Raw genomic sequence first — 26,018 nt, forward strand, 5'->3', positions numbered from 1 at the left:
TCCCAGGGCAACAGGATCCTCGACCGGTCAGATCGACTCGCTGTCTGCGTAGAGATCTTCCGGTTCGATCCCGCGTTTTTCGGCACTCGCGCGAACCGCGTCCTGCAGCGCGGCACTGCGGCTCAGAAGGCGGCGGAACCGCGCCTCGTCAAGCTCCAGAAGCGTCGAGGGCGCAATCGCACGCACTTCGGTTCGGCGCGACTTTTTCATCAGGACGGACATCTGGCCAAACATCTCGCCGCGCCCCAATCGCCAGGTCTGGCCCGCGGTTTCGACTTCCGCCGCCCCCGAGGCTATGAAGTATACGCTCCTGGCGACGCTGTCCTTGTGGATGATGACGTCCCCGGCGTTCACGTAGCGGGTCTTGAGGGCTCGGCTCAGTCGCTTGATCTCGGGTTCTTCCAGCGCGGAAAAAAGCGGAAACTGGCGCACCAGTTCGGTCCGCTGCAGGGCGATATCCAGTTGCGGGCGGTCTTCGGCGGCCGCGCGCCGCAGGGCAAGATCCCCCATCAGCTTGGTGAAGACTTCCGCGCCGATCAGCCCGTCCTCGCGCATGGTCGCGTATTCGCGCTCTTCCAGCCGCAGCGCCGTTCGGCGGATGAACCGGCGCTCCAGTTCCTCGGCGTAGCCGGGGTATTGCAGGCGAAGACCTTCAAGCGCGGTTTCGACGGCCCCGATCCGACGCGACAGCAACTCGCGCAGGAGCTCGGCGACGCGCCGTCCATGAATTCGGCGGATGCGACTGTCGATGAAGGCCCCGAGATCGCGCAGGACAAGCCGCTGCGACAGGAGCAACTCGAAACGGTCCGCCGTCAGCAGGGCAAGCGGCCGTGACAGGCGGAACCGGCTGTGCAGCAGGCCCGCGGCTCTGAACGCCCGCCCGTATCCGACACTGCGACGCGCGGCGCGGTTGTAGCCGCTGCGCCCGGCCGAGCGCGCGGCCTCGATCAGCCGGTCGGCATCCGAAAGAACCTTTTCGGCCATACGGGCCGAGATCGTCCGCTCCCGCACCCGCGCAAGGATGGTGTCGCGTTCGTGCCCGGCCAGCGCGATCAGCCCCAGCGTGATCCGGTCGCGGTCCAGAATATCGGCGCTGGCCTCGGCCTGCTTGACGGCTTCCTCCAGCCGTTCGCCGAAGCGCTTGGCCTCGCCGCGCACGGTATCATGGCTGAGCTCGTAATTCTCGGTGGTGCGCGCCACGTCTTCGCGCACCGTCTGCAGCGCGACGGCAACCACCTGCCGCGACAGCGCCTCGTCGATCGGTGACAGGTGATCAAGCCCGAGGCGGCCGATGATCCAGCGCAGCGTTGTGCCCTGCACGATCAGGGTAAACAGGGTGAAGCCGGTGGCGAGGATGCCGACCACGCGCTGGATCCCGTCGGGAACCCGGAAGCTTTCGGTCACCGCAAGCGCCAGCGCCAGCGTAACCGCGCCGCGCAATCCCCCCCAGAGGATCGCGACCCGGTAGGGCCGCTCCACCGAGGGTGAGAGTTTCAGCACCGTCAGGAGCGGCATGAGCCCGAACAGGATCACCCCGCGCGCGGCAATGGCGGCAAGAACAACCACCCCAACCAGCAAGAAATCCCCGATCCGGACCTCTTCGAGCAGCCGCGGGATCAGCAGCGCCGCCAGGATGAAGATCAGCGCCCCGGCCCAGTGCGCGAGCACACCCCAAAGCTCGCGCAGGTTGGACCAGGTCTGCGGCGGCAGACGCCCCGGCCCGGTGAGGTTGAGCGTGAGCCCCGCCGCGACCACCGCGATCACCCCGGAGGCCCCGACGCTCTGTTCCGCCCCGATATAGGCGAGGTAGGGAAGTGCCACCGAGATCGAGATCTGCGCCAGTTCATGACGGCTGAACAGCGCCATGATCCAGACCGCGATCCGCGCCGCAAGCCAGCCGGTGAAAGCGCCGCCCACGACCAGCAGCGGGAACCGGGCGAGCGCGTCGCCGAGGCTCGGGTCGGGCATGCCCAGCATCACGAACCCCATGAACAGCCCGAAGAGCGCAATGGCAGCGGCGTCGTTCAGCAGGCTCTCGCCTTCGATGATCCGCGCGAGCCTGCGCGGTGCCGAGATCGAGCGGAAGATCGAGACCACCGCCGAGGGATCGGTGGTCGAGACGATGGCACCGATCAGCAGGCAGGCCGCGAGCGGCAGCGTGCTCGCCCAGGACAGCGCATAGCCCACGCTCAGCGTCGCCACCACCACCGCGACCACCGCGAGCACGAGGATCGGCACCCAGTCGTCGAGCATGCGACGCAGGTTCATCCCCAGCGTCGCCTGGAACAGCAGCGTCGGGAGGAAGACGTAGAGAAAGACATTGGAGCGGATCGGCAGGCCGATGATCGCCTCGGCCACCGGGTTGAGGGCATCGGTCAGGTCGGTGCGCAGGAAAAACACCGCGCCGACACCGATCAGGACGCCGATGCTTGCCAGGATCACGCTGTAGGGCAGACGCAGCCGCGCGGCCAACGGCTCCGCCACCCCGATGACGAGGAACAGCGATGCGATGACGGTCGTGATCAGAACAATGTCCATGGTATTGAAATAACACAGTGTTAGAGGACCGTGCCGGGAAAATGTCCCTGTCCGGCAACAAGGGCGTGAGATCGGAACGCGTCACCGGCGAAGCCTGCGCGTTGCCTCGGTGCCCGGAGCGGGAGATTGCCGAACGGCGGCTTCGGCCTGACCGGACGGCTCGACCCGGTTGATAGCCTCAAGCCGGCGGACCGCCCCGCCCACCCGATAGCCTGCCCAGTGGCGCGGATCGCGCCACTGGTCTCCAGGGTCTGTCTCGGTGGCGGCCCGCAGGTGTGGGCCATGACCGTGGCTCGATCCGGCCCCGCGCCGGACCGTCGATGCGCGCAAGACCCGCGTGGTGATTGCCGGGCAGGTTCAAGCGGCGCTAGCGCGGTTCGGTCGCCAGATCCGTCCCGCTTGCCGGGCACCCGGCGGCAAGCGGCTTTGCGGGTTGCGGCAAGTCTGCCCCCCGTTCCCGGCCGTCCGGACACACCCGCCTCGCCGGCTCCGCACCCCCCTCGGGGAATGCTACGACTCGGGCACCGCCGCCGAGACTGGCACCGCCTCAGCCTTCGAGGCGGCTCACCACGACGGTGACTTCCGGCTTCTTGCCGATCTCGTCCTGCGTGGTCTTCTTGGTGATCCGCTGCAACTCGTCTTCCAGCGCCGCGTCGTCGCGCAGGGTCTTGGCCTTGGCGCGCATCAGGAACTGGCCGAGGTCTTCTTCCAGTACCTCCGCCAGTGCCGCCCGCGACTTGCCGGTTTCCGGCAGGCCCATGGTCTCGACCCACGGCTCGCCCAGCGGCTCGTCGCCCTCGAGGATGACGTTGACGATCACGTGACCGTTCAGCGCCAGCCGGATCCGGTCACGCACCACGCCGTCGAGCGATCCGATCAGGATATCGCCGTCGAGATAGACCCGCTCGGCCTCGACGTGCTCGACGATATGCGGCCGCGCGCCGGTGAGATCACAGACCGCGCCGTTGACCACCACCAGCGAGATCCGGCCATTCGCCTCCGCCAGCCGGGCGTGCTCGCGCAGGTGACGGTGCTCGCCGTGCATCGGGATCACGAATTCGGGGTTCACCAGCGCGTGCACCCGCTCCAGGTCGGGGCGGTTGGCATGGCCGGAAACGTGGTAGCGATCGTCTTCGGCCACGATGTCCACCCCCATTTCGGAAAAGGCATTCATCGTGCGGATCACGCCGCGCTCGTTGCCGGGAATGGTCTTGGAGGAGAACAGGAAGGTGTCGCCCTCGGCCATCGCCAAGCCAAGATACTTGCCGCGGCTGAGCTGCGCCGAGGCGGCGCGGCGTTCGCCCTGGCTGCCGGTGACGATCAGCATCAGGCTCTCGCGCGGAATATCGCGGGCATCTTCCGGCGTGACGGTGGTCGGGAAACTGTCGACCACGCCGGTTTTCACCGCCACCTCGATCATCCGCCGCATCGCCCGGCCGAGCAGGCAGACCGAACGGCCCGCCGCCTGCCCCGCCTCGGCCAGCGTCTTCACCCGGGCGACGTTGGAGGCGAAAGTGGTGGCCACCACCATGTGCGGCGCCGCGGCCACCAGCTTTTCAAGCGGCGCGCGCAATTCGGCTTCGGAACGTCCCGGGTGGTGCGAGAACACGTTGGTGGAATCGCAGACCAGCGCGCGCACCCGGCCCTTGGTGGCCTCGCGCCACATCGTCTCGTCCCATGGCTCGCCGACGCCCGGGGTGGGATCGAGCTTGAAATCGCCGGTGTGCACGACCCGGCCCGCCGGCGTGTCGATCACCAGCCCGGCACTTTCCGGGATCGAGTGCGAGACCGGCAGGAAGGCCACCTTGAACGGCCCCGCCTCGACCTGCTCGGGCCAGGCCCCCACGATCTCGACGTTGTCCGGGTTCTGCCCGGCTTCCTCGAACTTGAGCTGGGCGAGATGCCCGGTGAACTTTCGCGCATAGACCGGCGCGCGCAGGTCGGGCCAGAGCCGCCCGACGGCACCGACGTGGTCTTCGTGGGCATGGGTGATGAAGATCGCCTCGATCCGCTCGGCGTTGTCGCGCAGGAAGGTGACATCGGGCAGGATCAGGTTCACCCCCGGCGTGCTGTCCATGTCGGGAAAGGTCACCCCGAGATCGACGACGATCAGCCGCTCCTCGCCCGGGGCACCGTAGCCGTAGACATAGGCATTCATGCCGATCTCCCCCGCGCCGCCAAGGGGGAGGTAGATCAGCCGGTTCTTGCTCATGGAGTATCCTGCTCTTGGTTGTAGTCGTGGATTTTCACCAGCCCGTGCATCGTGAGATTGTCGGCGAACTGGTCGAACACCGGGGCGTGGCTCTGGAACAGCGGCGCGAGGCCGCCGGTGCCGACCACCGTCATCGGCCGCCCGTGTTCCTCAATGATCCGGGCCGAGATTTCCTTGATCAGCCCGACATAGCCCCAGAAGATGCCTGATTGCATGCAGGCCACGGTATTGGTGCCGATCACCCGGTCGGGATAGGTGATATCGACATGCGGCAGCGCCGCCGCCGCCATGTGCAGGGCTTCGAGGCTGAGGTTCACCCCCGGCGCAATCACCCCGCCGATATAGGCCCCGTCACTATCGACCACGTCGAAGGTGGTGGCGGTGCCGAAATCGACGACGATGAGATCGCCGCCGTAAAGGTCATGCCCCGCCACGGTGTTGACCAGCCGGTCGGGGCCGACTTGCGTGCCCGCGTCCACCCGGACGTCCACCGGAAGGCGGCATTCGGGTTTGCCCACCACCAGCGGGCGCAGACCGAAATAGCGGTCGGAAAAGACCCGCAGGTTGAACACCACGCGCGGCACGGTGGAGGAAATCACCACGCCGGTGATCTCGGGGACGATGCCGTGATGGCGTGTCAGCGTGTCCCACCAGACGAAATACTGGTCGGCGGTGCGCTGGTGTTCGGTCGAGGTGCGCAGGGTGGCGAGAAACTTCTCGCCGTCCCAGATCGAGAACACGGTATTGGTATTGCCACAGTCGATGGCCAGAAGCATGCCTGCCCCTTCAGAAAAAGATGTCGCCCGCCGCGATGCGGCGAAGGCCGTGCGGCGTTGATAGGACAAGTTGCCCCGCCTCGTCCACCTCGCGCATGACGCCGGTCACCTCGCCGCCCGGAAGACGCGCGGTGACGGTTTCGCCGAGCCGGGCGGCGCGCGCGAGCCAGGCGCTGCGGATCGGGGCAAAGCCGTGGCTGGCGAACTGCGCCTCCCATGTTGCATAGGCGGGCGCGAGGGCTTCAAGGAAATCGCCGGGCGACACCGCGAGGCCCGTCTCGCCCGCGAGCGACACCGGGCGCAGCGCGCCGGGTTCCACCTCTCCCGCCCCGGGGGCTTGCGCGAGGTTCACCCCGATGCCGATGGCGAGGCCCGAGAGCCGCCCGCCAGCCTGAAGCCCTTCGAGCAGGATGCCCGCCACCTTGCCGCCATTGAACAGCACGTCGTTGGGCCATTTGAGCGCGAGGGCCTCGGCCCGCCCGGTGAGCCCGGCGAAGGCGTCGAACAGCGCGAGCGACGCCACGAAAGAGCGCAGCGCTGCCGCCTCTGGCAAGACAGCGGGCAGCACCAGCGTGGCCGCGAAATTGCCCGCCGGGTTCGCCCAGGGGCGACCGCGCCGCCCGCGCGCCTCGGTCTGCGTCTCGGCGGTGATCCAGGTCGGACCGGCGAATTCCGCCGCGCGGCGCGCGGCCTCGTTGAGCGTCGAGTCGACCACGCCAAGCGGCAGGTGGCCATAGCCATGCGGCCAGCTCATCGCTGCCGCCGGGGGCACGCCGCCGTGTGGCGGCGCGACCGCACGCGCCCGGACGCGACCGGCCTAGTTGACAAGGGCCGCTGCCGCCTGCGCCGCCGCACCTTCGACGCCGAAGAGGTTGATCACCCCGAGCAGCATCGCCGCCGCGGCCCCCATCAGCATCACCCAGCCAGCCGCGCTCATGCGGGTATCGAGCCGCTCCTCGGTCTCGCCGAAATACATGTAGTAGACGATGCGCAGGTAGTAGAAGGCACCGATCACGCTGGCCACAACGCCGGCCACGGCAAGCCAGGTCATCTCGGCCTGAACCGCCGCGTTCAGCACGTAGAGCTTGCCGAAGAAGCCGACCATCGGCGGCACGCCGGCGAGCGAGAACAGGAGCACCAGCATCGCCAGCGCCTTCACCGGCTCGGCCTTGGCGTATTGATTCAGCGCCGCGATTTCCGTCACCGGCTTGCCGTCGCGCTCCATCGACATGATGAAGGCGAAGGTGCCGACGTTCATGGTCAGATAGATCGCCATGTAGACCAGCATCGCCTGAACGCCATACTCGCTGCCCGAGGCGAGGCCGATCAGGGCGAAGCCCATGTGGCCGATCGAGGAATAGGCCATCAGCCGCTTGAAGTCGCGCTGGCCGATCGCGGCCACGGCACCGAGAAACATCGACAGCACCGCCATCAGCGCGACGATCTGGCTCCAGTCGCCCACCGAGTGGCCGAAGGCGTCGAACAGCACCCGGCCGAACAGCGCCATGGCGGCCAGTTTCGGCGCGGTCGCGAAGAAGGCCGTCACCGGCGTCGGCGCGCCTTCGTAGACATCCGGCGTCCACATGTGGAAGGGCACGGCGGACACCTTGAAGGCGAGGCCCGCGGCCACGAAGGTGAGGCCGAACAGGAGGCCGAGGCCAATCTCGCCACTCGCCGCGGCGGCCAGGATGCCGTCGAACCCGGTGGTGCCGGCGTAACCATAGGTGAGCGAGGCACCGTAGAGCAGCAGGCCCGACGACAGCGCCCCGAGGATGAAGTATTTCATCCCGGCTTCCGTCGATTTCACGCTGTCGCGGCGCATCGCGGCGACGACGTAGAGCGACAGCGATTGCAGCTCAAGCCCCATGTAGAGCGTCATCAGGTCACCCGCGGAGACCATGATCATCATGCCCACCGTAGCCAGCGCAATGAGCAGCGGGTATTCGAAGCGCCCCAGCCCGCGCCGGACAAGGGTTTCCTGCCCCGCCAGCAGCACCGCCGCGGCGGCAACGAGTATACCCACCTGCGCAAAGCGCGCGTAGGCATCTTCGATCAGGAGGCCGCCGAAGGCGCGCCCGTTCGCCACGTCGCCAAGGCCGATGAACAGCGCCAGCGCCAGCATCACCCCGGCGGTGGCCCAGGTGACGAGCGGCGTGGCCTTGTCCTTGCCGGTGTAGACGGCTGCCAGCAGAGCCGCCATCGCGAAGACGGCGAGCAGCAGTTCGGGCAGGATGGCTTGCAGGTCGAACGCGGTCATGTCGTCCCTCTCAGTTCGAGACTGCGGCCGTGTCCGCGAGCGCGGGCAAGGCAGCGTGGTATTGGTCGAGCAGCGCCGTCACCGAGGGCCCGATCAGATCGAGCACCAGGTTCGGAGAAACGCCGAGAATGAGGGTGGCGGCCACCAGCGGCGCAAAGATCGCCTTCTCGCGGGTGTCCATGTCGGTGATCGCCTTCAGGCTTTCCTTGATCAGGTCGCCGAACACGACCCGGCGGTAGAGCCAGAGCGCATAGCCGGCCGACAGGATCACGCCGGTGGCGGCCACCGCGGCGATCCAGGTATTGGCCTTGAACATCCCCACCAGGGTGAGGAATTCGCCGACGAAACCCGAGGTGCCGGGCAGGCCGACGTTGGCCATGGTGAAGAACATGAACACCGCGGCATAGGCCGGCATCCGGTTCACGAGGCCGCCATAGGCCGCGATCTCGCGGGTGTGCATCCGGTCGTAGATCACCCCGACGGCAAGAAAGAGCGCGCCGGAGACGAAGCCATGGGAAATCATCTGGAAGATCGCCCCGTCGACGCCCTGCTGGTTGGCGGCGAAGATCCCGGCGGTGACGTAGCCCATGTGCGCCACCGAGGAATAGGCGATGAGCTTCTTCATGTCCTCCTGCACCAGCGCCACCAGCGAGGTGTAGACGATCGCGATCACGCTGATCCAGAGGATGAAATCGGTCATCACCGCCGCCCCTTGCGGGAACATCGGCAGCGAGAAGCGCAGGAAACCGTAGCCACCCATCTTCAGAAGGATCGCCGCCAGCACCACCGAGCCCGCGGTCGGCGCCTGAACGTGGGCATCGGGCAGCCAGGTGTGCACCGGCCACATCGGCATCTTCACCGCGAAGCTTGCGAAGAAGGCGATGAACAGGAGTGTCTGCGCGCCGCCGACAACCTGGATGCCGAGGAGCGAGAAGGTTTCCGAGCCGAAATTGTGGAGCATCAGCGACGGGATATCGGTGGTGCCCGCCTCGACGAACATGAACACCATCGCCACCAGCATCAGCACCGAGCCGAGGAAGGTGTAGAGGAAGAACTTGAAGGCGGCGTAGATCCGGTCTTTCCCGCCCCAGATCCCGATGATCAGGAACATCGGAATGAGGCCGGCCTCGAAGAACAGGTAGAACAGCACGAGGTCGAGCGCCACGAAGACGCCGATCATCAGCGTCTCGAGGATCAGGAAGGCGATCATGTATTCCTTCACCCGGGTCGTCACGCCCCAGGTCGAGGCGATGGCGATCGGCATCAGCGCGGTGGTCAGCAGCACGAACAGCACGCTGATCCCGTCGACCCCGAGCTTGTAGGTGAAGCCCATCAGCCAGGTGTGTTCCTCGACCATCTGAAAGCCGGTGTCGGCCGGATCGAAGCGCAGCAGCACCGCGAGCGAGATCAGGAAGGTCGCCGTGGTGGCCGTCAGCGCCAGCCACTTGGCGTTGCGCTGCGCCGCCTCGTCGTCGCCGCGCAGGAAGGCCGCGAGGATGGCGGCCGCCACCAGCGGCAGGAAGGTGACGATCGAAAGCAGGTTGTCCATCAGTTCGCCCCTCCGGTGATCGCCACGATGGTGATGAGAACGACGATCCCGATGACCATCGTGAAGGCATAGGTGAAGACGTAGCCCGATTGCAGCCGCCCGGCGAGGCGGGTGAACCAGGGCACGATGCCCATCGCCAGCCCGTTGATCGCACCGTCGATCACGTTGCCGTCGCCGCGCTTCCACAGGAACCGGCCAAGCGCCTTGGCGGGCCTGACAAAGAGGAAGTCGTAGATCTCGTCGAAATACCACTTGTTGAGCAGGAAGCGGTAGAGGTGGGGCTGGCTTTCGGCGAGCCGCTTCGGCAGCGCCGGGTTGGCGATGTAGAACCACCAGGCAGTCACGAAGCCGATCACCATGGCGACGAAGGGCGAGACCTTCACCCATGTCGGCGCGTGGTGGGCATCATCGAGCACGTGGTTGTCGGGGTGCATGAAGATCGCCCCCTGCGGTGCCGCAGCGGCGGCGCGATCGCCGGCTTCGGTTTCGTCGGCGGATGCGGTTGCTTCACCGTCGTCGCCGTTCTCCACCGCCTCGGCGTGGTGCTCGGGGATACCGAAGTAGCGGTTCACCTGCTCATGCGAGCCGAAGAATGACCCGTACCAGACCATGCCCGAGAACACCGCGCCGAGCGCCAGAACGCCGAGCGGAATGGTCATCACCCGGGGGCTTTCATGGGCGTGTTCGTGGGTGTGCTTGTCGCCCCGGGGCTTGCCCCAGAAGGTCAGAAACATCAGCCGCCACGAATAGAACGAGGTGAACAGCGCCGCGACCACGAGCAACCAGAACGCGGCCCCCCCCTCGGTGCCGGCCCATGCGCTCTCGATCACCGCGTCCTTCGACAGGAACCCGGCAAAGCCGATATGGGTGAGCGGGATGCCCACGCCGGTGATCGCCAGCGTGCCGATCAGCATGATCCAGAAGGTGATCGGAAACTTCGACCGGAGACCGCCGTAATTGCGCATGTCCTGCTCGTGGTGCATGCCGTGGATCACCGAGCCTGCGCCGAGGAAGAGCATCGCCTTGAAGAAGGCGTGGGTGAAGAGGTGGAACATCGCCACCGAGTAGACGCCGACGCCCGCGGCCACGAACATGTAGCCAAGCTGCGACATCGTGGAATAGGCGATCACGCGCTTGATGTCGTTCTGCACCAGCCCGATGGTGGCGGCGACGAAGGCGGTGGCAGCCCCGATCGCGACAATGAAGGCGAGCGCCTGCGGCGCATATTCCATCAACGGCGACATCCGCGAGACGAGGAACACCCCCGCCGTGACCATGGTGGCGGCGTGGATCAAGGCAGAGACCGGCGTCGGGCCTTCCATCGCGTCCGGCAACCAGGTGTGCAGGAAAAGCTGCGCCGACTTGCCCATCGCGCCGACGAAAAGCAGGAAGGCGATGAGGTTGGCGGCGTTCCAGTCGGTCCAGAGGAACCGCACCTCGGTTTCCGCCAGCCCCGGTGCCGCGGCGAAGACGTCGTCGAGACGGATCGAGTCGGTCAGCAGGAAGATCGCGGCGATGCCGAGCGCGAAGCCGAAATCGCCCACCCGGTTGACCACGAAAGCCTTGATCGCGGCGGCGTTGGCGGAGGGTTTCTTGTAGTAGAAACCGATCAGCAGGTAGGAGGCCACGCCCACGCCTTCCCAGCCGAAGAACATCTGCAAGAGGTTGTCGGCAGTCACCAGCGCGAGCATCGAGAAGGTGAAGAAGCTCAGGTAGGCGAAGAAGCGCGGCCGGTAGCTCTCCGGCTCGAACTGGTCGTCGTGCGCCATGTAGCCCATCGAATAGAGGTGCACGAGCGCCGAGATCGTGGTGACCACCACCAGCATGATCGCGGTCAGCCGGTCGAGTCGGATCGACCAGTCGGTCTGGAAGCTGCCGCTATCGATCCAGCGCATGATCTGGATCTGCTGGGTGCCCTCGGGCAGCCACAGGAACACGATCCACGACAGCAAGGCGGCGAGGAACAGGAGCCCCGTGGTAACGATCTGCGCCGCCTTGTCACCGATGATCCGGTGCCCGAACCCTGCGATCAACGCGCCGATCAGCGGGGCGAAGAGGATGATCTGGACCATGTGCCTCAGCCTTTCATCACGTTGACATCTTCCACCGCGATCGAGCCGCGGGTGCGGAAGAAGCTCACCAGGATCGCGAGGCCGATGGCGGCCTCGGCGGCGGCGACGGTCAGAACGAACAGGGTGAAGACCTGCCCGGTGAGATCACCGAGATAGGCCGAGAAGGCCACCAGGTTGATGTTGACCGCCAGCAGGATCAGCTCGATCGACATCAGGAGCACGATGATGTTCTTGCGATTGAGGAAGAGCCCGAAGATGCCGATGACGAAGAGTGCCGCCGCCAGCCCCAGGTAATGTTCAAGTCCAACCATATCGTCCCTCGTTCGTTCCGCCTTGGGCGGATGATTCTTGTATCGTCGCGCCCGGCGGCGCGGGCAGGCCCTAGAGCCCCTGCCCCGGCTTCACATCGACCATCTTGATCGCCGCCTTCGGATCGCGGTGCATCTGGTCGACCACGTTCTGACGCTTGATGTCGCGGCGGTGGCGCATGGTGAGCACGATGGCCCCGATCATCGCCACCAGCAGGATCAGACCCGCAAGCTGGAACAGCAGCAGGTAGTCGGTGTAAATCACCATCCCCAGCGCCGCGGTGTTCTCGACCTCGCCCACAGCAGGTGCCGCCATCATCTCGACCCCCTCGGCGGTGGCCCAGGTGCCGAAGATCAGGCCCAGTTCGACAAGCAGGACCACGCCGATCAACAGCCCGATCGGCAGGTACTTGGCCATCCCTGCCTTCAACTCGGCGAAATCCACGTCGAGCATCATCACCACGAAGAGGAACAGCACCGCCACCGCGCCGACGTAGACGATCATCAGGAGCATGGCGAGAAACTCGGCCCCGAGCAGCACGAAGAGCCCGGTGGCCCCGATGAAAGCGGTGATCAGCCAGAGCACCGCGTGCACCGGGTTGCGGCTCACCACGGTGAACAGCCCCCCCACCAGCACGGTCAGCGCGAAGACGTAGAATGCAAATCCGGCGACGGTCATGCGTCCCCCTCCTCGTCGGTTTCGGCATAGACGCCCTTGGCGAGCTCCAATGCGCGGTTCATGGCCGGAAGCCCGCCCAGCATCGACATCTGGTAGATGACTTCAGCGACTTCCTTTTCCCGCGCACCGGCCTCCTTGAGGTGGCGCAGGGTGATCTTGATCTGCGGCTCGGCATGGGCCCCGGTCGCCACCAGCCCCGCCAGCGTCACCATCAGCCGGGTCTTGGCATCCAGCCCGTCGGGGTTGAAGGCATTGCCGAACACCGCCTCCATCCAGTCGGCCGGCATGGTCGGAAAGAGCTTGTCGAAGCCCTTTGGCGTGAACTCCGCCAAGGCGGGATTCATCGCCCGCGCCATCGTCGCGGCCTGTTCCATCATCTGGGCGTATGTCTTGGCGAAATCGCTCATGTTCATGTCCCGCGCCTACCGATAGGGCGCGTCCAGCTCCAGGTTGCGGGCGATCTCGGCTTCCCAGCGGTCGCCGTTGTCGAGCAGCTTCTGCTTGTCGTAGAACAGCTCCTCGCGGCTTTCGGTGGCAAACTCGAAGTTCGGCCCCTCGACGATGGCATCGACCGGGCAGGCTTCCTCGCAATAACCGCAGTAGATGCACTTGGTCATGTCGATGTCGTAGCGCGTGGTGCGGCGCGAGCCGTCATCGCGCGGCTCGGCGTCGATGGTGATCGCCTGCGCCGGGCAGATCGCCTCGCACAGCTTGCAGGCAATGCAGCGTTCCTCGCCGTTGGGGTAGCGGCGCAGCGCGTGTTCACCCCGGAAACGCGGCGAGAGATGTCCCTTCTCGTAAGGGTAGTTCAGCGTTGCCTTGGGCTTGAAGAAATACTTCAGCCCGAGCTTGAAGCCGACGAGGAAATCCCAAAGCACGAAGTACTTGGCGGCGCGAACATAGTCGAATGCCATGGCTTCAGCCTCCCGTGGTCCAGCGGGCGTAGGTGCCCCAGAATGCGCCGTATTGCGCGAAGAATGCGACCAGAACGACCCAGGCCAGCGAGAGCGGCAGGAACACCTTCCAGCCGATCCGCATGAGCTGGTCGTAGCGGTAGCGCGGCACCACCGCCTTGGTCATCATGAAGACGAACCAGAAGAAACCCATCTTGAGGAACATCCAGTGAATGCCGTCGGCCAGCCCCGGGATCGGCGACAGCCAGCCGCCGAAGAACAGCAGCGTGATCAGCGCCGTCATCAGCGTGATCGCGACGTATTCGCCGATCATGTAGAGCAGGAACGGGGTCGAGGAATATTCCACCTGGTAACCCGCCACCAGTTCCGATTCAGCCTCCGGCAGATCGAACGGCGGGCGGTTGGTCTCCGCCATCGCCGAGATGATGAACAGGAACACCATCGGGAAATGCGGCAGCCAATACCACGAGAGCAGCCCCGCCCCGGCTTGCGCATTGACGATATGGGTCAGGTTCATCGAACCGGTCGAGATGATCACGCCGATGATGATCAGGCCGATCGAGACCTCGTAGGAGATCATCTGAGCGGCGGAGCGGAGCGAGCCGAGGAAGGGGTATTTCGAGTTCGAGGCCCAGCCGCCCATGATCACGCCGTAAACCTCCAGCGAGGAGACCGCGAAGATGAACAGGATCGCCACGTTGATATCGGCCAGCACCCAGCCCTCGTTGAACGGGATCACCGCCCAGGCCACCAGCGCCAGCACGAGGCTGAGCAGCGGCGCGAGGAAGAAGACGAACTTGTCCGCCCCCGCCGGCACGACGATTTCCTTCACCACGTACTTGATGAAGTCGGCGAAACTTTGCAGCAGGCCGAAAGCGCCCACCACGTTGGGGCCCTTGCGCAACTGCACCGCGGCCCAGACCTTGCGGTCGGCCCAGAGCAGGAAGGCCAGCGCCACGAGGAGCGGCACCACGATCAGCAGCACCTGCCCGGTGATGAGCAGCGCGATGCCGAGGTTGGTGGTCGTGAAGAATTCATACATGGTGCATGGCCTCAGATCGTCGGTATCCCGTTGTCCTCGCAGGCATCGACGGTCACTTCCGCGTCGATCGTCCGCAAGCCTTGCGGCAGCGCGTCGGAGATGACGTAAACCGCGTTCCCCGTCCAGACACTGCCTTGTTGTTGCACGTTGGTGCGCACATGCCGGGCAAAACCGTAGCCCCGGATGAGCGCGTATTGCGCCGCCGCGCATTCGCCGTAGTCCGCCACGTCCTCGGTATCACGCGCGCCGCGCATTGACACGTCGAACTGCACCAGATCGCCGTCGAGCAGCCCGGTTTCGATGCCGAGATACACCGGCTCGAACGGCATCGCATCGCGCGAAACATCTGGCTCCGGCTCGGCGCAGGCCGCGAGCGCGAGCGCCGCGGCGGGCGCCATTGCGGCGATATGGGCGGCGCGGCGCATCATTCGGCGGCGATCTCCCCGGCCTTGCGCGCTTTCGCCTGGGCCGAAAGCTGGCCCATCAGGGCCGAGGCGCGCGCGATCGGGTTGGTGAGGTAGAAATCGCGGGTCACGTTGCGGAAATCCGCCTTGCCCGGCTTCTTCGGCTTGAGCGGCCGCCAGTCGTTTTCCGGCACCTCGTCAATCCGCCCGAGGTGCGGAACGGCGGTGATCATCGCCCGGCGCAGGGCTGCCTGGCTGTCCCACGGCAGCGGCGCGCCAAGCTCGCCGGAGAGCGCGCGCAGCACCGCCCAAGCCTCCTTGGCCTCGCCCGGCGGGAAGGCGGCGCGCAGCGCCAGTTGCGGGCGTCCCTCGGTGTTCACGAAAAGCCCCGATTCTTCCGTGTAGGCGGCGACGGGCAGGATGATATCGGCCCGGTGCGCCCCGCGGTCGCCGTGGTGGCCGACGTAGATCACCGTTGGCCCTGCCTCGATCTCGATCTCGTCGGCGCCCATGTTGACGATCACGTCGGCACCCTCGGTGGCGGCCTGAAGCCCGCCCTCGGTGACCGCCCCCACGTCCATCGCGCCGACCCGGCCGGCGGCCGTGTTCAGCACCATGAACTTCGAGTTGGAGTTCTCGGCCAGTTGCATCGCGAGCGCGAGAACGGCCTCGCCATCGGCCTCGTTCAAGGCCCCCTGCCCGACGATCACGAGGCTCGGCACCTCCTTCGTCGGGCCGATCTCCTTGGCCGCAAGCTCTTCGAGCGCCGCGCGGTCGGTGCCGACGTGGACATATTCATACGTCAGATCAACGGCTTCGCCGACCAGCCCCACGGTCGCGCCATTCAGCCATGCCTTGCGGATACGGGCGTTGAGAACCGGCGCTTCGTCGCGCGGGTTGGTGCCGATGAGCTGGATCATCTTCGCGCTGTCGATATCCTCGATCGTGGCGGTGCCGACATAGGCGCAGCGGTTGCCCTCGGGCAGTTTCGCGCCGTCTGTGCGACATTCGACAGCGCCGCCCATGCCTTCGATCAGGGATTTCAGCGAAAACGCCGCCTCGGTGGAGGCCAGATCGCCCACCAGCCCGGCGAGCTTTTTCGCCCCCTGCATCGCCTTGGCCGCCGCGCCGAGCGCTTCGGGCCATTCGACCGGGGCGAGTTTGCCGCCCTTGCGCACGTAAGGCCGGTCGAGCCGCTGGCGGCGCAGCCCGTCCCAGACGAAACGGGTCTTGTCGGAGATCCACTCCTCGTTCACGCCGTCATGGTTGCGCGGCAGGATCCGCATCACTTCGCGGCCCTTGGTATCGACCCGGATGTTGCTCCCCAGCGCGTCCATCACGTCGATGGTTTCGGTCTTGGAAAGCTCCCACGGCCGGGCGGTGAAGGCGTAAGGTTTCGAGGTGAGCGCGCCCACCGGGCAAAGGTCGATGATGTTGCCTTGCAGGTTGCTGTCGAGCGTCTCGTTCAGATAGCTGACGATCTCGGCATCCTCGCCGCGCCCTGTCTGGCCCATCTGGGTGATCCCGGCCACCTCGGAGGTGAAGCGCACGCAGCGGGTACAGGAGATGCAGCGGGTCATCTGGGTGGCAACCAGCGGACCGAGATCGAGGTCTTCCACCGCCCGTTTGGGCTCGCGGAACCGCGAGAAATCCATGCCATAGGCCATCGCCTGATCTTGCAGGTCGCATTCGCCGCCCTGATCGCAGATCGGGCAATCGAGCGGGTGGTTGATGAGGATGAACTCCATCACCCCCTCGCGCGCCTTCTTGACCATCGGCGAATTGGTTTTCACCACCGGCGGCTGGCCTTCCGGGCCGGGGCGCAGGTCTTTGACCTGCATCGCGCAGGAGGCCGCGGGTTTCGGCGGGCCGCCGACCACCTCGACAAGGCACATCCGGCAGTTCCCGGCGATCGAGAGCCGTTCGTGGTAGCAGAACCGCGGCACCTCGATGCCCACCTGTTCGCAGGCCTGGATCAGGGTCATCGCCCCCGGAACCTCGACCTCGATGTCGTCGATGACGATTTTCTTCAGGTCGCTCATGTCTTACTCCGCCGCCATCCGGCCCGTTTTCTGGGCCTTGATCCGGTCTTCGATTTCGTCGCGGAAATTGCGGATCAACCCCTGGATCGGCCAGGCTGCCGCATCGCCGAGGGCGCAGATCGTGTGGCCCTCCACCTGCTTGGTGACGTCGAACAACATGTCGATCTCCTCGATCTCCGCCTCGCCGCGCACCAGCCGTTCCATCACCCGCATCATCCAGCCGGTGCCTTCACGGCAGGGCGTACACTGGCCGCAGCTCTCGTGCTTGTAGAACTTCGACAGCCGCCAGATCGCCTTCACGATGTCGGTGGACTTGTCCATCACGATCACCGCCGCGGTGCCGAGCCCCGACTTGAGATCCTTCTGCAGGTAGTCGAAATCCATGATCGCATCGCGCATGTTCTCGCCGCGCACCACCGGCACCGAGGAGCCGCCGGGGATCACCGCCAGCAGGTTGTCCCAGCCGCCGCGAATGCCGCCGCAATGGGTCTCGATCAACTCCTCGAAGGAGATCGACATCTCTTCTTCAACAACGCACGGGTTGTTGACGTGGCCGGAGATGGCAAAAAGCTTGGTGCCGGCATTGTTGGCCCGCCCGAACCCGGCGAACCACGCGCCGCCGCGGCGCAGGATGGTGGGCACGACGGCGATGCTCTCGACGTTGTTGACCGTGGTCGGCGCACCGTAGAGCCCGGCCATCGCCGGGAACGGCGGTTTCATCCGCGGCATGCCCTTCTTGCCTTCGAGGCTTTCGAGCAGCGCGGTTTCCTCGCCGCAGATGTAAGCCCCGGCACCGTGGTGCAGGAAGAGGTCGAAATCCCAGCCCGATCCAGCGGCGTTCTTGCCCAGAAGCCCGGCGTCATAGGCCTCGTCGATCGCGGCCTGAAGCGCCTCGCGCTCGCGGATGTATTCGCCGCGAATGTAGATGTAGGACGTATGCGCGCCCATCGCGAAGCTCGCGATCAGCGCCCCCTCGATCAGCGTATGCGGATCGTGGCGCATGATCTCGCGGTCCTTGCAGGTGCCCGGCTCGCTTTCGTCGGCGTTGATCACGAGATAGGCCGGCCGGCCGTCGCTTTCCTTGGGCATGAAAGACCACTTGAGGCCGGTCGGAAAGCCCGCCCCGCCCCGGCCGCGCAAGCCGCTGGACTTCATCTCGTCGATGATCCAGTCGCGCCCCTTGGCGATGATCCCGGCCGTCCCGTCCCAATGGCCACGCGCCTTCGCACCCGCAAGGGTGCGCTCGTGCATGCCATAGAGGTTGGTGAAGATCCGGTCCTGATCCTTCAACATGCCTGTTTATCCTTCATTCTTCTGGCGTGCCCGCCAGATCCGAAACGTCACGATCAGCACGAAGGCGAACCCCGCCAGCGCCACCAGGTCGAACAGAGCGCGGGTGCGCTGGGTCCAGTCCCATTCGTTGCCCGCCCAGATCGCCCCGATCCAGAACAAGCCCGTCGCGGCCGCCACGAGGGCGGCAATGCGGCCTTGCCGCGCGAGGGCCTTGTCGTCCGGATCGGTGCTCATCTCGGTCACTCCCGGGCCTTACTCGTTATACTTGCCGGTTTCGGACGCACGCTTGGAAAACTCGGTTTCCTCGCCGCTCGCCAGCGCCCGGGCCTGCGCGACCCAGCCATCGCGGCTGACCCGGCCCTTGAACCCCTTGAGGTTCTTGTCGACCCAGGCCACCTCGGCCTTGGTCCAGTTCGCGATCTGGTCGTAATGGTAGTAGCCCAGATCGTGCAGCAATCCCTCAAGCTTCGGGCCGACGCCCTTGATCAGCTTGAGATCGTCCGCGCCACCGCCGCGCGGCGCGTCGAGCCCTTCGGGGCGGGTGCCCTCGCCTGCGTCCCCGGCCGGCGCGGCCTTGTCTTCTGCCACCTTCTGCGCGGCACGGGCCGCGGCCGCGGCCTCCTCAGCGGCGGCCTTGCGCGCAAGGTCGACCTCCGCCGCGGCCTTCTCCTCGGCCGCTTTCCTGGCCGCCTCCGCCGCCTCGGCGGCCTTCTCGGCTTCCTCCGCGTCCCGGGCGGTCTTGGCCTCGGCCATTGCCCGGTCGACCGCGTCCTGCTCGGCCGCGACCGAGGGATCGGCGGGCTTGGCAGCCGGAGCGCCGGTTCCCACGCCGGCGGCCGCACCGCTTTCGGCGCTTCCCACGGTGCAGAACATCCGTTGCAGAACAAGTCCGACCGCAACCGCAAGCGCAATGGCAACGATCAGCCCCAAGAGGCCGCCGACCAGTAGCAGCAGGACGAGGCCCAGAAGCGCGCCCACGATCCAGCAGATGTTGCGGCAGGAAAACATGCCTTGATCCGTGTTAGTCATCGTTCAAGTCCCCCATTGGTCCTGTTGGTCAATCCCTGCGGGCGCGTCGCCAGCTTTGGCCGGTCTGTTGTTTGCGCGTCCCGTCATCACTCGCACCCGACACCTAGTAGACGTCGCCCTTCTTCACTTTCTTCGAAAACTCGGTTTCCTGCCCGGCTGAGAGACGCCGGGCCTGGTCCACCCAGCCATCGCGGCTGACCCGGCCCTTGAAGCCTTCGAGGTTTTCATCGACCCAGGCCACCTCGGTCTCGGTCCACTTCGCGATCTGGTCGAAATGGAAGAAGCCGAGCTTGTGCAGCATCGCTTCGAGCTTTGGGCCGACACCCTTGATCTGCTTGAGATCGTCGGCACCACCGTCGCGCGGGGCATCCATCGTTCTTGGCTTCTTCGCTTCGGTCGAGCGCAGCACCTCGCTGGTCACCAGCGGCTTGGCCTTGGTCGGGGCCTGGGCCGGCCGGGTGGTGCCTTCGCCCTCCTTCGGCTTCACGGGCGTCTTCCTCGCGCTCACATGCACCTTGCGCCCGCCGGCCAGCCACGGCGTCGTCACCGCAACCTCGCTGCCGTCGATCCGCTTGATCGTGTCGCCAAGCTCCGTGGCCAGCGCGACCGAGGCGTTATACTGCGTCCGCCCGCTCTCGTACTCGGTGAGCGAGGTCAGCCCGCTCAGCGGCTCGGCGGCGTAGCGCCCGTTCTGCGGGCCCGGCACCGGCACCTCGCCCGCCGCCAGCCTGTCGATCAAATCGGAGAAGTTCTCGGTGGTGAGGTCTTCGTAGTAATCCTTGCCGACCTGCGCCATCGGCGCGTTGGCGCAGGCCCCGAGGCATTCCACCTCTTCCCACGAAAACCGCCCGTCGTCCGACAGCATGTGCGGCGCGGGGGCGATCTTTTCCTTCGCCACCGCGATCAGGTCTTCGGCACCCATGATCATGCACGAAAGCGTGCCGCAGATCTGGAAATGTGCAACGGAACCAACGGGTTGAAGCTGGAACATGAAGTAGAAAGTGGCCACTTCAAGCGCCCGGATATGGGCCATGCCGAGCATGTCGGCCACGTATTCGATCGCGGGCTTGGTGAGCCAGCCCTCCTGCTCCTGCGCACGCCACAGGAACGGGATCACGGCGCTCGCCTCGCGGCCCTCGGGATACTTGGTGAGCTGCGCCTTCGCCCATTCGAGGTTGGCGGGCGTGAAGGCGAAGCTCTCGGGCTGTTCATGGTGCAGACGGCGCAACATCAGCGGTCAATCTCCCCGAAGACGATGTCGATCGTGCCGACCAGCGCGGCCACGTCGGCAAGCTGGTGGCCCTTGGCGATATGGGTGAGGGCTTGCAGGTGGGAATAGCCCGGAGCGCGGATCTTGCAGCGGTAGGGCCGGTTGGTGCCGTCGGCCACGAGGTAGACACCGAACTCACCCTTGGGGGCCTCGACGGCGGCATAGATCTCGCCAGCGGGCACGTGGAAGCCCTCGGTATAGAGCTTGAAGTGGTGGATGAGCGCCTCCATCGAGGTTTTCATCTCGCCCCGTTTCGGCGGCGCGATCTTGCCGCGGGAGAGCACGTCGCCCTGCCCCTCGGGCGCACGCAGCTTGTCGATCGCCTGGCGCATGATCCTGACGCTCTCGTGCATCTCGGCGATCCGGCAATTGTTGCGGTCATAACTGTCACCGTTGGTGCCCACCGGAATGTCGAACTCGAATTCGTCGTAGCACTCGTAAGGCTGGGCGCGGCGCAGATCCCAGGCAAAGCCCGAGCCGCGCACCATCACGCCGGTCATCCCCCATTGCTGGATCTCGTCCTCGGTGACGATGCCGATATCCACCGTGCGCTGCTTGAATACGCGGTTTTCGGTGATGAGATTGTCGATATCGTTGAGCACCTTGGGGAAGCTGTCGCACCATGCCTCGATATCGTCGAGCAGGTCGGGCGGCAGATCCTGGTGCACGCCGCCGGGGCGGAAGTAGTTGGCATGCAGCCGTGCCCCGCAGGCGCGATCGTAGAAGCCCATCAGCTTCTCGCGTTCCTCGTAGCCCCAGAGCGGCGGGGTGAGCGCGCCCACGTCGAGCGCCAGCGAGGTGGTGTTGAGCAGGTGGTTGAGGATCCGGCCGATCTCGGAATAGAGCACCCGGATCAGGCTGGCCCGGCGCGGCACCTCGGTGCCGGTCAGCTTTTCGATGGCGAGGCAGAACGCATGTTCCTGGTTCATCGGCGCGACGTAATCGAGCCGGTCGAAATAGGGGATGTTCTGCAGGTAGGTGCGGCTCTCCATCAGCTTCTCAGTGCCGCGGTGCAGAAGCCCGATATGCGGGTCGGCGCGCTCGACGATCTCGCCGTCAAGCTCCAGCACGAGGCGCAGAACGCCGTGCGCCGCCGGGTGCTGGGGGCCGAAGTTGAGGTTGAAATTGCGGATCTTCTGCTCGCCCGGGAGCGCCCCGCCAAGGCCGTTTTCGCCGTCCATCATTCCTTCGCCTCCCCTTTCTCGTCACCGGGCAGCACGTATTGCGCGCCTTCCCAGGGGGACATGAAATCGAACTGCCGGTATTCCTGCACCAGGCTCACCGGCTCGTAGACCACCCGCTTCTCGACCTCGTCATAGCGCACCTCGGTATAGCCGGTGGTGGGGAAGTCCTTGCGCAGCGGATGGCCGCGAAAGCCGTAGTCTGTGAGGATGCGCCGCATGTCGGGGTGATCGGTGAAGATGATGCCGAACATGTCGAACACCTCGCGCTCGAACCACATCGCGGTGGCGTGCACGCCGGTGACCGAGGGCATCAGATCGCCCTCGGAGACCGGGCATTTCACCCGGATCCGGTGGTTCTGATACATGCTGAGCAGGTGATACACCACGTCGAAGCGTGCCTCGCGCTCGGGCCAGTCCACCGCGGTGATGTCGATCAGGGTGGAAAACCGGCACGAGGGATCGGCCTTCAGGAACTCGATGAAGTCGGGCAGCGCGACGGCCCGGATCTCGACGGTCAACTCGCCATGGGTCACGGCGTGGGAAACCACCTGTTCGGGCCGTTTCGCCGCGATCTCCGCGCCCAGCTCTTTCAATGCGTCCGACATGGGCCTACCTCACAATCGTTCCGGTGCGGCGGATCTTGCGCTGGAGCTGGAGCACCCCGTAGAGCAGCGCCTCCGCCGTGGGCGGGCAGCCCGGCACGTAGACATCCACAGGGATCAGCCGGTCAACCCCGCGCACCACCGAATAGCTGTAATGGTAGTAGCCGCCGCCGTTGGCGCAGGAGCCCATCGAGATCACGTAACGCGGCTCGGGCATCTGGTCGTAGAGCTTGCGGATTGCAGGGGCCATCTTGTTGGTCACTGTGCCGGCCACGATCATCAGGTCGGACTGGCGCGGGGACGCGCGCGGCGCGGTGCCGAAACGTTCGAAATCGTAGCGCGGCATCGCGCCGTGGATCATCTCGACAGCGCAGCAGGCCAGCCCGAATGTCATCCAGTGCAAGCTGCCGGTGCGCGCCCAGTTGATGATGTCGTCGGTGGTGGTGAGCAAAAAGCCCTTGTCGGCCAGCTCTTCGCCCAGCACCCGCGCGCTGGCCTCCTTGTCGGCCCCGGCGGTGTTGGCTCCGGTCATCACGCCCATTCCAGCGCCCCCTTCTTCCATTCGTAGGCAAAGCCGATGGTCAGCACGGCGAGGAACACCATCATCGACCAGAAGCCGAGCAGCCCGACATCCTGGAACGCCACCGCCCAGGGAAACAGGAAGGCGATCTCGAGGTCGAAGATGATGAACAGGATCGACACCAGGTAGAAGCGCACGTCGAACTTCATCCGCGCGTCGTCGAAGGCGTTGAAACCGCACTCATAGGCCGAGACCTTTTCCGGGTCGGGGTTGCGCACCGCCAGCACCGCGGCGGCGATCAGAAACACCAGACCGAGGGCAACGGCGACGGCCAGGAAAATGATGATCGGGAGGTATTCGCGAAGAAGGTCTTCCACGTGAGGCTCCTTTGGCGGGGAAGTCCCGCGAGAGTTTCGCTCGTCGTGCGCGGTTTACTCCCCGCGCCCGGGGGGGTCAACCGAACCGCGTTCACATTCCTTGCGGCGAATGTGACCGGCAAGCCGAGAATTTCGCGGCGCTTTTCCCTTTGTATACATTTGTTTACAGTGACGGCGGCGGCCCGCGCCCGTGGCCGCTCCCGTCCATGCGACGCGCGCTGCTGGCGTTTTTTTCGCACCCGCCGCATCGCCCCCCTCAGCCCAGCGCGACGCGCAGGGCGCAAACCAGCATGAGCAGGGCCACCGGGGCCCAGAGGCGGCGCTCGGGAATCGACTTCGTGGCAAGGTTCATTGCCGCCGAAAGCGCCGAGACCGCCACCACCGCCCAGACCAGCCAGCCCGGCGGCGCGGGCCTCGCCAACCCGGCCCCGCCAAGGATAATCAGGGACAGCGCGACGATCACCGCGGCCTGGACAACGGCGGCGGCGCGCATCGACGGCGGGAAGCGGCCGGGATAGCGCCCGCCCATCGCCAGGTGGCCCCAGGGTGCGCCTGCCGCCAGCGCCAGTTGAAACAGCACGACCAGCGCGGCAAGGCCAGCGTAGATCACCGCTGCCGCGCTCAACATGGCGTTGGCCTCGCCAGATCAGGAAGGCCTCGCAGGTCACTGATACAACAGCACAATGTCATCTTCGCAACAGCTTCTTTCACAAACCGCATCACCCTGACCCGTCCTTTCACTTTTCAACCTTCATTCTCCTGAAGCGCCGCCCGGTGCGCCGCCGCGCTGGCCTCGGAGTAGCAGCACAGGATCACCCGGCCCGGATCATGCCCGCCCACAACCCAGGCCCGCGCCTCGCGCACCGCGATCCGGGCCGCAGCCTCGGCGGGATAGCCGTAGACCCCTGTCGAGATCGCCGGAAAGGCGATGCTGACGCAGCCCGCCGCCTCGGCCAGCACGAACGACTGACGGTAGCACGAGGCCAGCAGCGCCGGCTCGCCCGCCCCGCCACCGCGCCAGACCGGGCCGACGGTATGAATCACCCACCGCGCCGGCAGATCGTGCCCGCCGGTGATCCGCGCTTCCCCGGTCGGGCAACCACCCAGCGCCCGGCATTCGGCAAGCAGCCCCGGCCCCGCCGCGCGGTGAATCGCCCCGTCCACGCCACCGCCGCCCAGCAGGCTCTCGTTGGCGGCGTTCACGATCGCATCCACCGCAAGCGTGGTGATATCGGCCCCGATGATCTCGACACTCATTCGCACCAGCCCGTCCTTGCCCCGCCGTGATACACCCGCGCATGCCCCGAGGCGACCATGCGCGCCGCGATGTTCTCGCCATCGAGGTAGAGTGCGACAAGTAGCCGGCCGTAGCGGTCGGTGCCGCGAATGCGGGTTTCGATCTTGTCCGCCGCCCAGATTTCCCTGCGAAGAAAGGCGGTGGCGGCCACCCCCCGGCGCCACTCCGAGGCGCATTGCGGCGAGAACACCTCGGGCGTGTCGAAGCCGACCAGCCGCCCCCTGTCTTCCTCTCGACCGGGACAGGACAGCCGCACCGTGTCGCCGTCGACCACGCCGGTGACGCGGCAGCCGGTGGCGGGCGTGGTGTAGCCGGTGGCGATCTCGGCCACGCGAAAGAGCACGACAAAAAGCACCGGGCCAAAAACCGCCACGCGCCCTGCCCAGAACCCGAAGGCGCGACGACGACGCGCGCGCCGCTCCGACCGTCTCCACAAGAAAGGCTGTCGCCGCCGCGCCCGGGCCGGGCGCTTTGGCACCAATCGCAGCCTGTTCCTGCCCGCTCGCCGCATCGGCTCTCTCCACCTGCCTGCCCTTTTCTAGCGCCGTCACGCGCAGCGCACAAACCCACTGGCCCCGCCTGCGCCCTTGCGCTATTTCACCGGCGATGACCCAGACACTCACGATCCGCCGCCCCGACGACTGGCACCTGCATCTGCGCGACGGCAGCATGCTGAGCGCCGTCCTGCCCGAAACCGCGCGCCACTTCGCCCGCGCCATCGTGATGCCGAACCTCGTGCCCCCGGTGGTGACCGGGGCCGATGCCGCCGCCTACCGCGCGCGCATCATGGCCGCCCTGCCCGAGGCCATGACCTTCACGCCGCTGATGACGCTCTACCTCACCGAGGAGACCGACCCGGCCGACGTGAAGGCCGCCGCCGAGAGCGGGCTGGTGACGGCGGTGAAGCTCTACCCCGCCGGGGCCACCACCAACTCGGCCTCCGGCGTGCGCGACTTCGACAAGGTGCGGCCGGTGCTGGAGACCATGGCCGAGATCAGCCTGCCGCTTTGCGTGCACGGCGAGGTGACCACGCCGGAAGTGGATATCTTCGACCGCGAGGCGGTGTTCATCGACACCGTGCTCGATCCGATCCGCCGCGCCACGCCCGGCCTGCGGGTGGTGATGGAGCACATCACCACGAAGGACGGGGTGGATTACGTCGCCACCGGAGGCGACGATCTCGGCGGCACGATCACCACCCATCACCTGATCATCAACCGCAACCACCTGCTGGTGGGCGGGATCAAGCCGCATTACTACTGCCTGCCCGTCGCCAAGCGCGAGGAGCACCGTCTTGCCCTGCGCGCCGCCGCCACCGGGGGCAACCCGCGCTTCTTCCTCGGCACCGATTCCGCGCCGCACCTGACCCACCTCAAGGAGCACGCCTGCGGCTGTGCCGGGGTGTTCTCGGCGACCAACACGATGTCGTGCCTCGCGGAGGTATTCGAGCAGGAAGGCGCGCTCGACCGGCTCGAAGGTTTCACCTCCCTCAACGGCCCTGCCTTCTACCGCCTGCCGGTGAACGCGGAGACGATCACCCTCACCCGAGGCGATCCGGTGACCTACCCGGCCACGATCGCAACCGACGATGGCCCGGTGACGCTGTTCGACCCCGGCTTTGCGCTGCATTGGCGGGTGGAGCGCTAGCCAAAT

26 protein-coding genes are annotated in these 26,018 nt (G+C 66.1%); 1 reads left to right on the plus strand and 25 read right to left on the minus strand.

Annotation, left to right across the window (positions count from 1 at the left end):
• Positions 1-27 precede the first annotated feature (27 nt).
• The 25 genes from B9Y97_RS00375 to B9Y97_RS00495 all read right to left on the minus strand — a co-directional run bounded on the left by B9Y97_RS00375 (position 28) and on the right by B9Y97_RS00495 (position 24,738).
• Positions 28-2,538: a cation:proton antiporter gene (locus B9Y97_RS00375; protein ID WP_085524900.1), complete on the minus strand. Its 2,511-nt coding sequence runs from the start codon at positions 2,536-2,538 to the stop codon at positions 28-30.
• 547 nt (positions 2,539-3,085) lie between these two features.
• Complete coding sequence (locus tag B9Y97_RS00380; RefSeq protein ID WP_085524901.1) at positions 3,086-4,750, minus strand: ribonuclease J; 1,665 nt, start codon at positions 4,748-4,750, stop codon at positions 3,086-3,088.
• A complete protein-coding gene (locus B9Y97_RS00385) occupies positions 4,747-5,526 on the minus strand; it encodes a type III pantothenate kinase (RefSeq protein ID WP_085524902.1) in 780 nt (259 codons plus the stop codon). Before B9Y97_RS00385 ends, B9Y97_RS00380 begins: the two co-directional genes overlap by 4 nt.
• A 10-nt stretch (positions 5,527-5,536) precedes the next feature.
• Complete coding sequence (locus tag B9Y97_RS00390; protein ID WP_085524903.1) at positions 5,537-6,280, minus strand: biotin--[acetyl-CoA-carboxylase] ligase; 744 nt, start codon at positions 6,278-6,280, stop codon at positions 5,537-5,539.
• Positions 6,281-6,343: 63 nt separating this feature from the next.
• On the minus strand, positions 6,344-7,783 hold the full coding sequence (gene nuoN / locus B9Y97_RS00395) for an NADH-quinone oxidoreductase subunit NuoN (protein WP_085524904.1): 1,440 nt from the start codon (positions 7,781-7,783) through the stop codon (positions 6,344-6,346).
• 10 nt (positions 7,784-7,793) lie between these two features.
• Positions 7,794-9,332, minus strand: a complete 1,539-nt coding sequence (locus B9Y97_RS00400; protein WP_085524905.1) for an NADH-quinone oxidoreductase subunit M — start codon at positions 9,330-9,332, stop codon at positions 7,794-7,796.
• Complete coding sequence (nuoL, locus tag B9Y97_RS00405; RefSeq protein ID WP_085524906.1) at positions 9,332-11,404, minus strand: NADH-quinone oxidoreductase subunit L; 2,073 nt, start codon at positions 11,402-11,404, stop codon at positions 9,332-9,334. The genes B9Y97_RS00400 and nuoL overlap by 1 nt, the downstream gene beginning before the upstream one ends.
• A gap of 5 nt (positions 11,405-11,409) precedes the next feature.
• Positions 11,410-11,715, minus strand: a complete 306-nt coding sequence (gene nuoK / locus B9Y97_RS00410; protein WP_085524907.1) for an NADH-quinone oxidoreductase subunit NuoK — start codon at positions 11,713-11,715, stop codon at positions 11,410-11,412.
• 70 nt (positions 11,716-11,785) lie between these two features.
• Positions 11,786-12,391 (minus strand): NADH-quinone oxidoreductase subunit J, encoded by a 606-nt coding sequence (locus tag B9Y97_RS00415; protein ID WP_085524908.1) that lies wholly within the window; start codon positions 12,389-12,391, stop codon positions 11,786-11,788.
• The gene (locus B9Y97_RS00420) at positions 12,388-12,798 is read right to left on the minus strand and encodes a carboxymuconolactone decarboxylase family protein (protein ID WP_085528019.1); all 411 of its coding nucleotides are present in this window, start codon (positions 12,796-12,798) and stop codon (positions 12,388-12,390) included. Before B9Y97_RS00420 ends, B9Y97_RS00415 begins: the two co-directional genes overlap by 4 nt.
• A gap of 15 nt (positions 12,799-12,813) precedes the next feature.
• A complete protein-coding gene (gene nuoI / locus B9Y97_RS00425) occupies positions 12,814-13,305 on the minus strand; it encodes an NADH-quinone oxidoreductase subunit NuoI (RefSeq protein WP_085524909.1) in 492 nt (163 codons plus the stop codon).
• 4 nt (positions 13,306-13,309) lie between these two features.
• Positions 13,310-14,347 carry an NADH-quinone oxidoreductase subunit NuoH gene (gene nuoH / locus B9Y97_RS00430; RefSeq protein ID WP_085524910.1) on the minus strand — a complete coding sequence of 346 codons (1,038 nt, stop codon included), beginning with the start codon at positions 14,345-14,347 and terminating at the stop codon, positions 13,310-13,312.
• Between the two features lie 11 nt (positions 14,348-14,358).
• Positions 14,359-14,775 (minus strand): hypothetical protein, encoded by a 417-nt coding sequence (locus tag B9Y97_RS00435; protein WP_139828178.1) that lies wholly within the window; start codon positions 14,773-14,775, stop codon positions 14,359-14,361.
• A complete protein-coding gene (gene nuoG / locus B9Y97_RS00440; RefSeq protein WP_085524911.1) occupies positions 14,772-16,793 on the minus strand; it encodes an NADH-quinone oxidoreductase subunit NuoG in 2,022 nt (673 codons plus the stop codon). The genes B9Y97_RS00435 and nuoG overlap by 4 nt, the downstream gene beginning before the upstream one ends.
• Positions 16,794-16,796: 3 nt before the next feature.
• Positions 16,797-18,086, minus strand: a complete 1,290-nt coding sequence (gene nuoF / locus B9Y97_RS00445; protein WP_085524912.1) for an NADH-quinone oxidoreductase subunit NuoF — start codon at positions 18,084-18,086, stop codon at positions 16,797-16,799.
• Positions 18,087-18,092: 6 nt separating this feature from the next.
• A complete protein-coding gene (locus B9Y97_RS00450) occupies positions 18,093-18,320 on the minus strand; it encodes a DUF5337 domain-containing protein (protein WP_085524913.1) in 228 nt (75 codons plus the stop codon).
• A gap of 18 nt (positions 18,321-18,338) precedes the next feature.
• Positions 18,339-19,115: an endonuclease gene (locus B9Y97_RS00455; RefSeq protein ID WP_139828179.1), complete on the minus strand. Its 777-nt coding sequence runs from the start codon at positions 19,113-19,115 to the stop codon at positions 18,339-18,341.
• 103 nt (positions 19,116-19,218) lie between these two features.
• Complete coding sequence (gene nuoE / locus B9Y97_RS00460; protein WP_085524915.1) at positions 19,219-20,346, minus strand: NADH-quinone oxidoreductase subunit NuoE; 1,128 nt, start codon at positions 20,344-20,346, stop codon at positions 19,219-19,221.
• Positions 20,346-21,569, minus strand: a complete 1,224-nt coding sequence (locus B9Y97_RS00465; RefSeq protein WP_085524916.1) for an NADH-quinone oxidoreductase subunit D — start codon at positions 21,567-21,569, stop codon at positions 20,346-20,348. The genes nuoE and B9Y97_RS00465 overlap by 1 nt, the downstream gene beginning before the upstream one ends.
• On the minus strand, positions 21,566-22,174 hold the full coding sequence (locus B9Y97_RS00470) for an NADH-quinone oxidoreductase subunit C (protein WP_085524917.1): 609 nt from the start codon (positions 22,172-22,174) through the stop codon (positions 21,566-21,568). Before B9Y97_RS00470 ends, B9Y97_RS00465 begins: the two co-directional genes overlap by 4 nt.
• A gap of 4 nt (positions 22,175-22,178) precedes the next feature.
• Positions 22,179-22,712: a NuoB/complex I 20 kDa subunit family protein gene (locus tag B9Y97_RS00475; RefSeq protein ID WP_176224258.1), complete on the minus strand. Its 534-nt coding sequence runs from the start codon at positions 22,710-22,712 to the stop codon at positions 22,179-22,181.
• On the minus strand, positions 22,703-23,068 hold the full coding sequence (locus B9Y97_RS00480; protein ID WP_085524918.1) for an NADH-quinone oxidoreductase subunit A: 366 nt from the start codon (positions 23,066-23,068) through the stop codon (positions 22,703-22,705). Before B9Y97_RS00480 ends, B9Y97_RS00475 begins: the two co-directional genes overlap by 10 nt.
• A gap of 256 nt (positions 23,069-23,324) precedes the next feature.
• Positions 23,325-23,696, minus strand: coding sequence for a hypothetical protein (locus B9Y97_RS00485; protein ID WP_085524919.1), 372 nt, complete (start codon positions 23,694-23,696; stop codon positions 23,325-23,327).
• A 116-nt stretch (positions 23,697-23,812) separates the two neighbouring features.
• A complete protein-coding gene (locus B9Y97_RS00490) occupies positions 23,813-24,325 on the minus strand; it encodes an O-acetyl-ADP-ribose deacetylase (protein WP_085524920.1) in 513 nt (170 codons plus the stop codon).
• A complete protein-coding gene (locus B9Y97_RS00495; RefSeq protein ID WP_176224259.1) occupies positions 24,322-24,738 on the minus strand; it encodes a thermonuclease family protein in 417 nt (138 codons plus the stop codon). The genes B9Y97_RS00490 and B9Y97_RS00495 overlap by 4 nt, the downstream gene beginning before the upstream one ends.
• A 233-nt stretch (positions 24,739-24,971) precedes the next feature.
• On the opposite strand from B9Y97_RS00495, the gene pyrC reads away from it, so the two are divergent.
• Positions 24,972-26,012, plus strand: coding sequence for a dihydroorotase (gene pyrC / locus B9Y97_RS00500; RefSeq protein ID WP_085524922.1), 1,041 nt, complete (start codon positions 24,972-24,974; stop codon positions 26,010-26,012).
• The last annotated feature ends 6 nt before the right edge of the window (positions 26,013-26,018 follow it).

This window comes from Maritimibacter sp. HL-12 (assembly GCF_900177545.1).
Classification (GTDB): domain Bacteria; phylum Pseudomonadota; class Alphaproteobacteria; order Rhodobacterales; family Rhodobacteraceae; genus Sinisalibacter.

What these genes read in the sequence shown, in the direction of transcription:
- B9Y97_RS00375 (WP_085524900.1), bottom strand. Translation starts at nt 2,538, where the DNA reads ATGGACATTGTTCTGATCACGACCGTCATCGCATCGCTGTTCCTCGTC.
- B9Y97_RS00380 (WP_085524901.1), bottom strand. Translation starts at nt 4,750, where the DNA reads ATGAGCAAGAACCGGCTGATCTACCTCCCCCTTGGCGGCGCGGGGGAG.
- B9Y97_RS00385 (WP_085524902.1), bottom strand. Translation starts at nt 5,526, where the DNA reads ATGCTTCTGGCCATCGACTGTGGCAATACCAATACCGTGTTCTCGATC.
- B9Y97_RS00390 (WP_085524903.1), bottom strand. Translation starts at nt 6,280, where the DNA reads ATGAGCTGGCCGCATGGCTATGGCCACCTGCCGCTTGGCGTGGTCGAC.
- nuoN (WP_085524904.1), bottom strand. Translation starts at nt 7,783, where the DNA reads ATGACCGCGTTCGACCTGCAAGCCATCCTGCCCGAACTGCTGCTCGCC.
- B9Y97_RS00400 (WP_085524905.1), bottom strand. Translation starts at nt 9,332, where the DNA reads ATGGACAACCTGCTTTCGATCGTCACCTTCCTGCCGCTGGTGGCGGCC.
- nuoL (WP_085524906.1), bottom strand. Translation starts at nt 11,404, where the DNA reads ATGGTCCAGATCATCCTCTTCGCCCCGCTGATCGGCGCGTTGATCGCA.
- nuoK (WP_085524907.1), bottom strand. Translation starts at nt 11,715, where the DNA reads ATGGTTGGACTTGAACATTACCTGGGGCTGGCGGCGGCACTCTTCGTC.
- B9Y97_RS00415 (WP_085524908.1), bottom strand. Translation starts at nt 12,391, where the DNA reads ATGACCGTCGCCGGATTTGCATTCTACGTCTTCGCGCTGACCGTGCTG.
- B9Y97_RS00420 (WP_085528019.1), bottom strand. Translation starts at nt 12,798, where the DNA reads ATGAGCGATTTCGCCAAGACATACGCCCAGATGATGGAACAGGCCGCG.
- nuoI (WP_085524909.1), bottom strand. Translation starts at nt 13,305, where the DNA reads ATGGCATTCGACTATGTTCGCGCCGCCAAGTACTTCGTGCTTTGGGAT.
- nuoH (WP_085524910.1), bottom strand. Translation starts at nt 14,347, where the DNA reads ATGTATGAATTCTTCACGACCACCAACCTCGGCATCGCGCTGCTCATC.
- B9Y97_RS00435 (WP_139828178.1), bottom strand. Translation starts at nt 14,775, where the DNA reads ATGATGCGCCGCGCCGCCCATATCGCCGCAATGGCGCCCGCCGCGGCG.
- nuoG (WP_085524911.1), bottom strand. Translation starts at nt 16,793, where the DNA reads ATGAGCGACCTGAAGAAAATCGTCATCGACGACATCGAGGTCGAGGTT.
- nuoF (WP_085524912.1), bottom strand. Translation starts at nt 18,086, where the DNA reads ATGTTGAAGGATCAGGACCGGATCTTCACCAACCTCTATGGCATGCAC.
- B9Y97_RS00450 (WP_085524913.1), bottom strand. Translation starts at nt 18,320, where the DNA reads ATGAGCACCGATCCGGACGACAAGGCCCTCGCGCGGCAAGGCCGCATT.
- B9Y97_RS00455 (WP_139828179.1), bottom strand. Translation starts at nt 19,115, where the DNA reads ATGACTAACACGGATCAAGGCATGTTTTCCTGCCGCAACATCTGCTGG.
- nuoE (WP_085524915.1), bottom strand. Translation starts at nt 20,346, where the DNA reads ATGTTGCGCCGTCTGCACCATGAACAGCCCGAGAGCTTCGCCTTCACG.
- B9Y97_RS00465 (WP_085524916.1), bottom strand. Translation starts at nt 21,569, where the DNA reads ATGATGGACGGCGAAAACGGCCTTGGCGGGGCGCTCCCGGGCGAGCAG.
- B9Y97_RS00470 (WP_085524917.1), bottom strand. Translation starts at nt 22,174, where the DNA reads ATGTCGGACGCATTGAAAGAGCTGGGCGCGGAGATCGCGGCGAAACGG.
- B9Y97_RS00475 (WP_176224258.1), bottom strand. Translation starts at nt 22,712, where the DNA reads ATGGGCGTGATGACCGGAGCCAACACCGCCGGGGCCGACAAGGAGGCC.
- B9Y97_RS00485 (WP_085524919.1), bottom strand. Translation starts at nt 23,696, where the DNA reads ATGTTGAGCGCGGCAGCGGTGATCTACGCTGGCCTTGCCGCGCTGGTC.
- B9Y97_RS00490 (WP_085524920.1), bottom strand. Translation starts at nt 24,325, where the DNA reads ATGAGTGTCGAGATCATCGGGGCCGATATCACCACGCTTGCGGTGGAT.
- pyrC (WP_085524922.1), top strand. Translation starts at nt 24,972, where the DNA reads ATGACCCAGACACTCACGATCCGCCGCCCCGACGACTGGCACCTGCAT.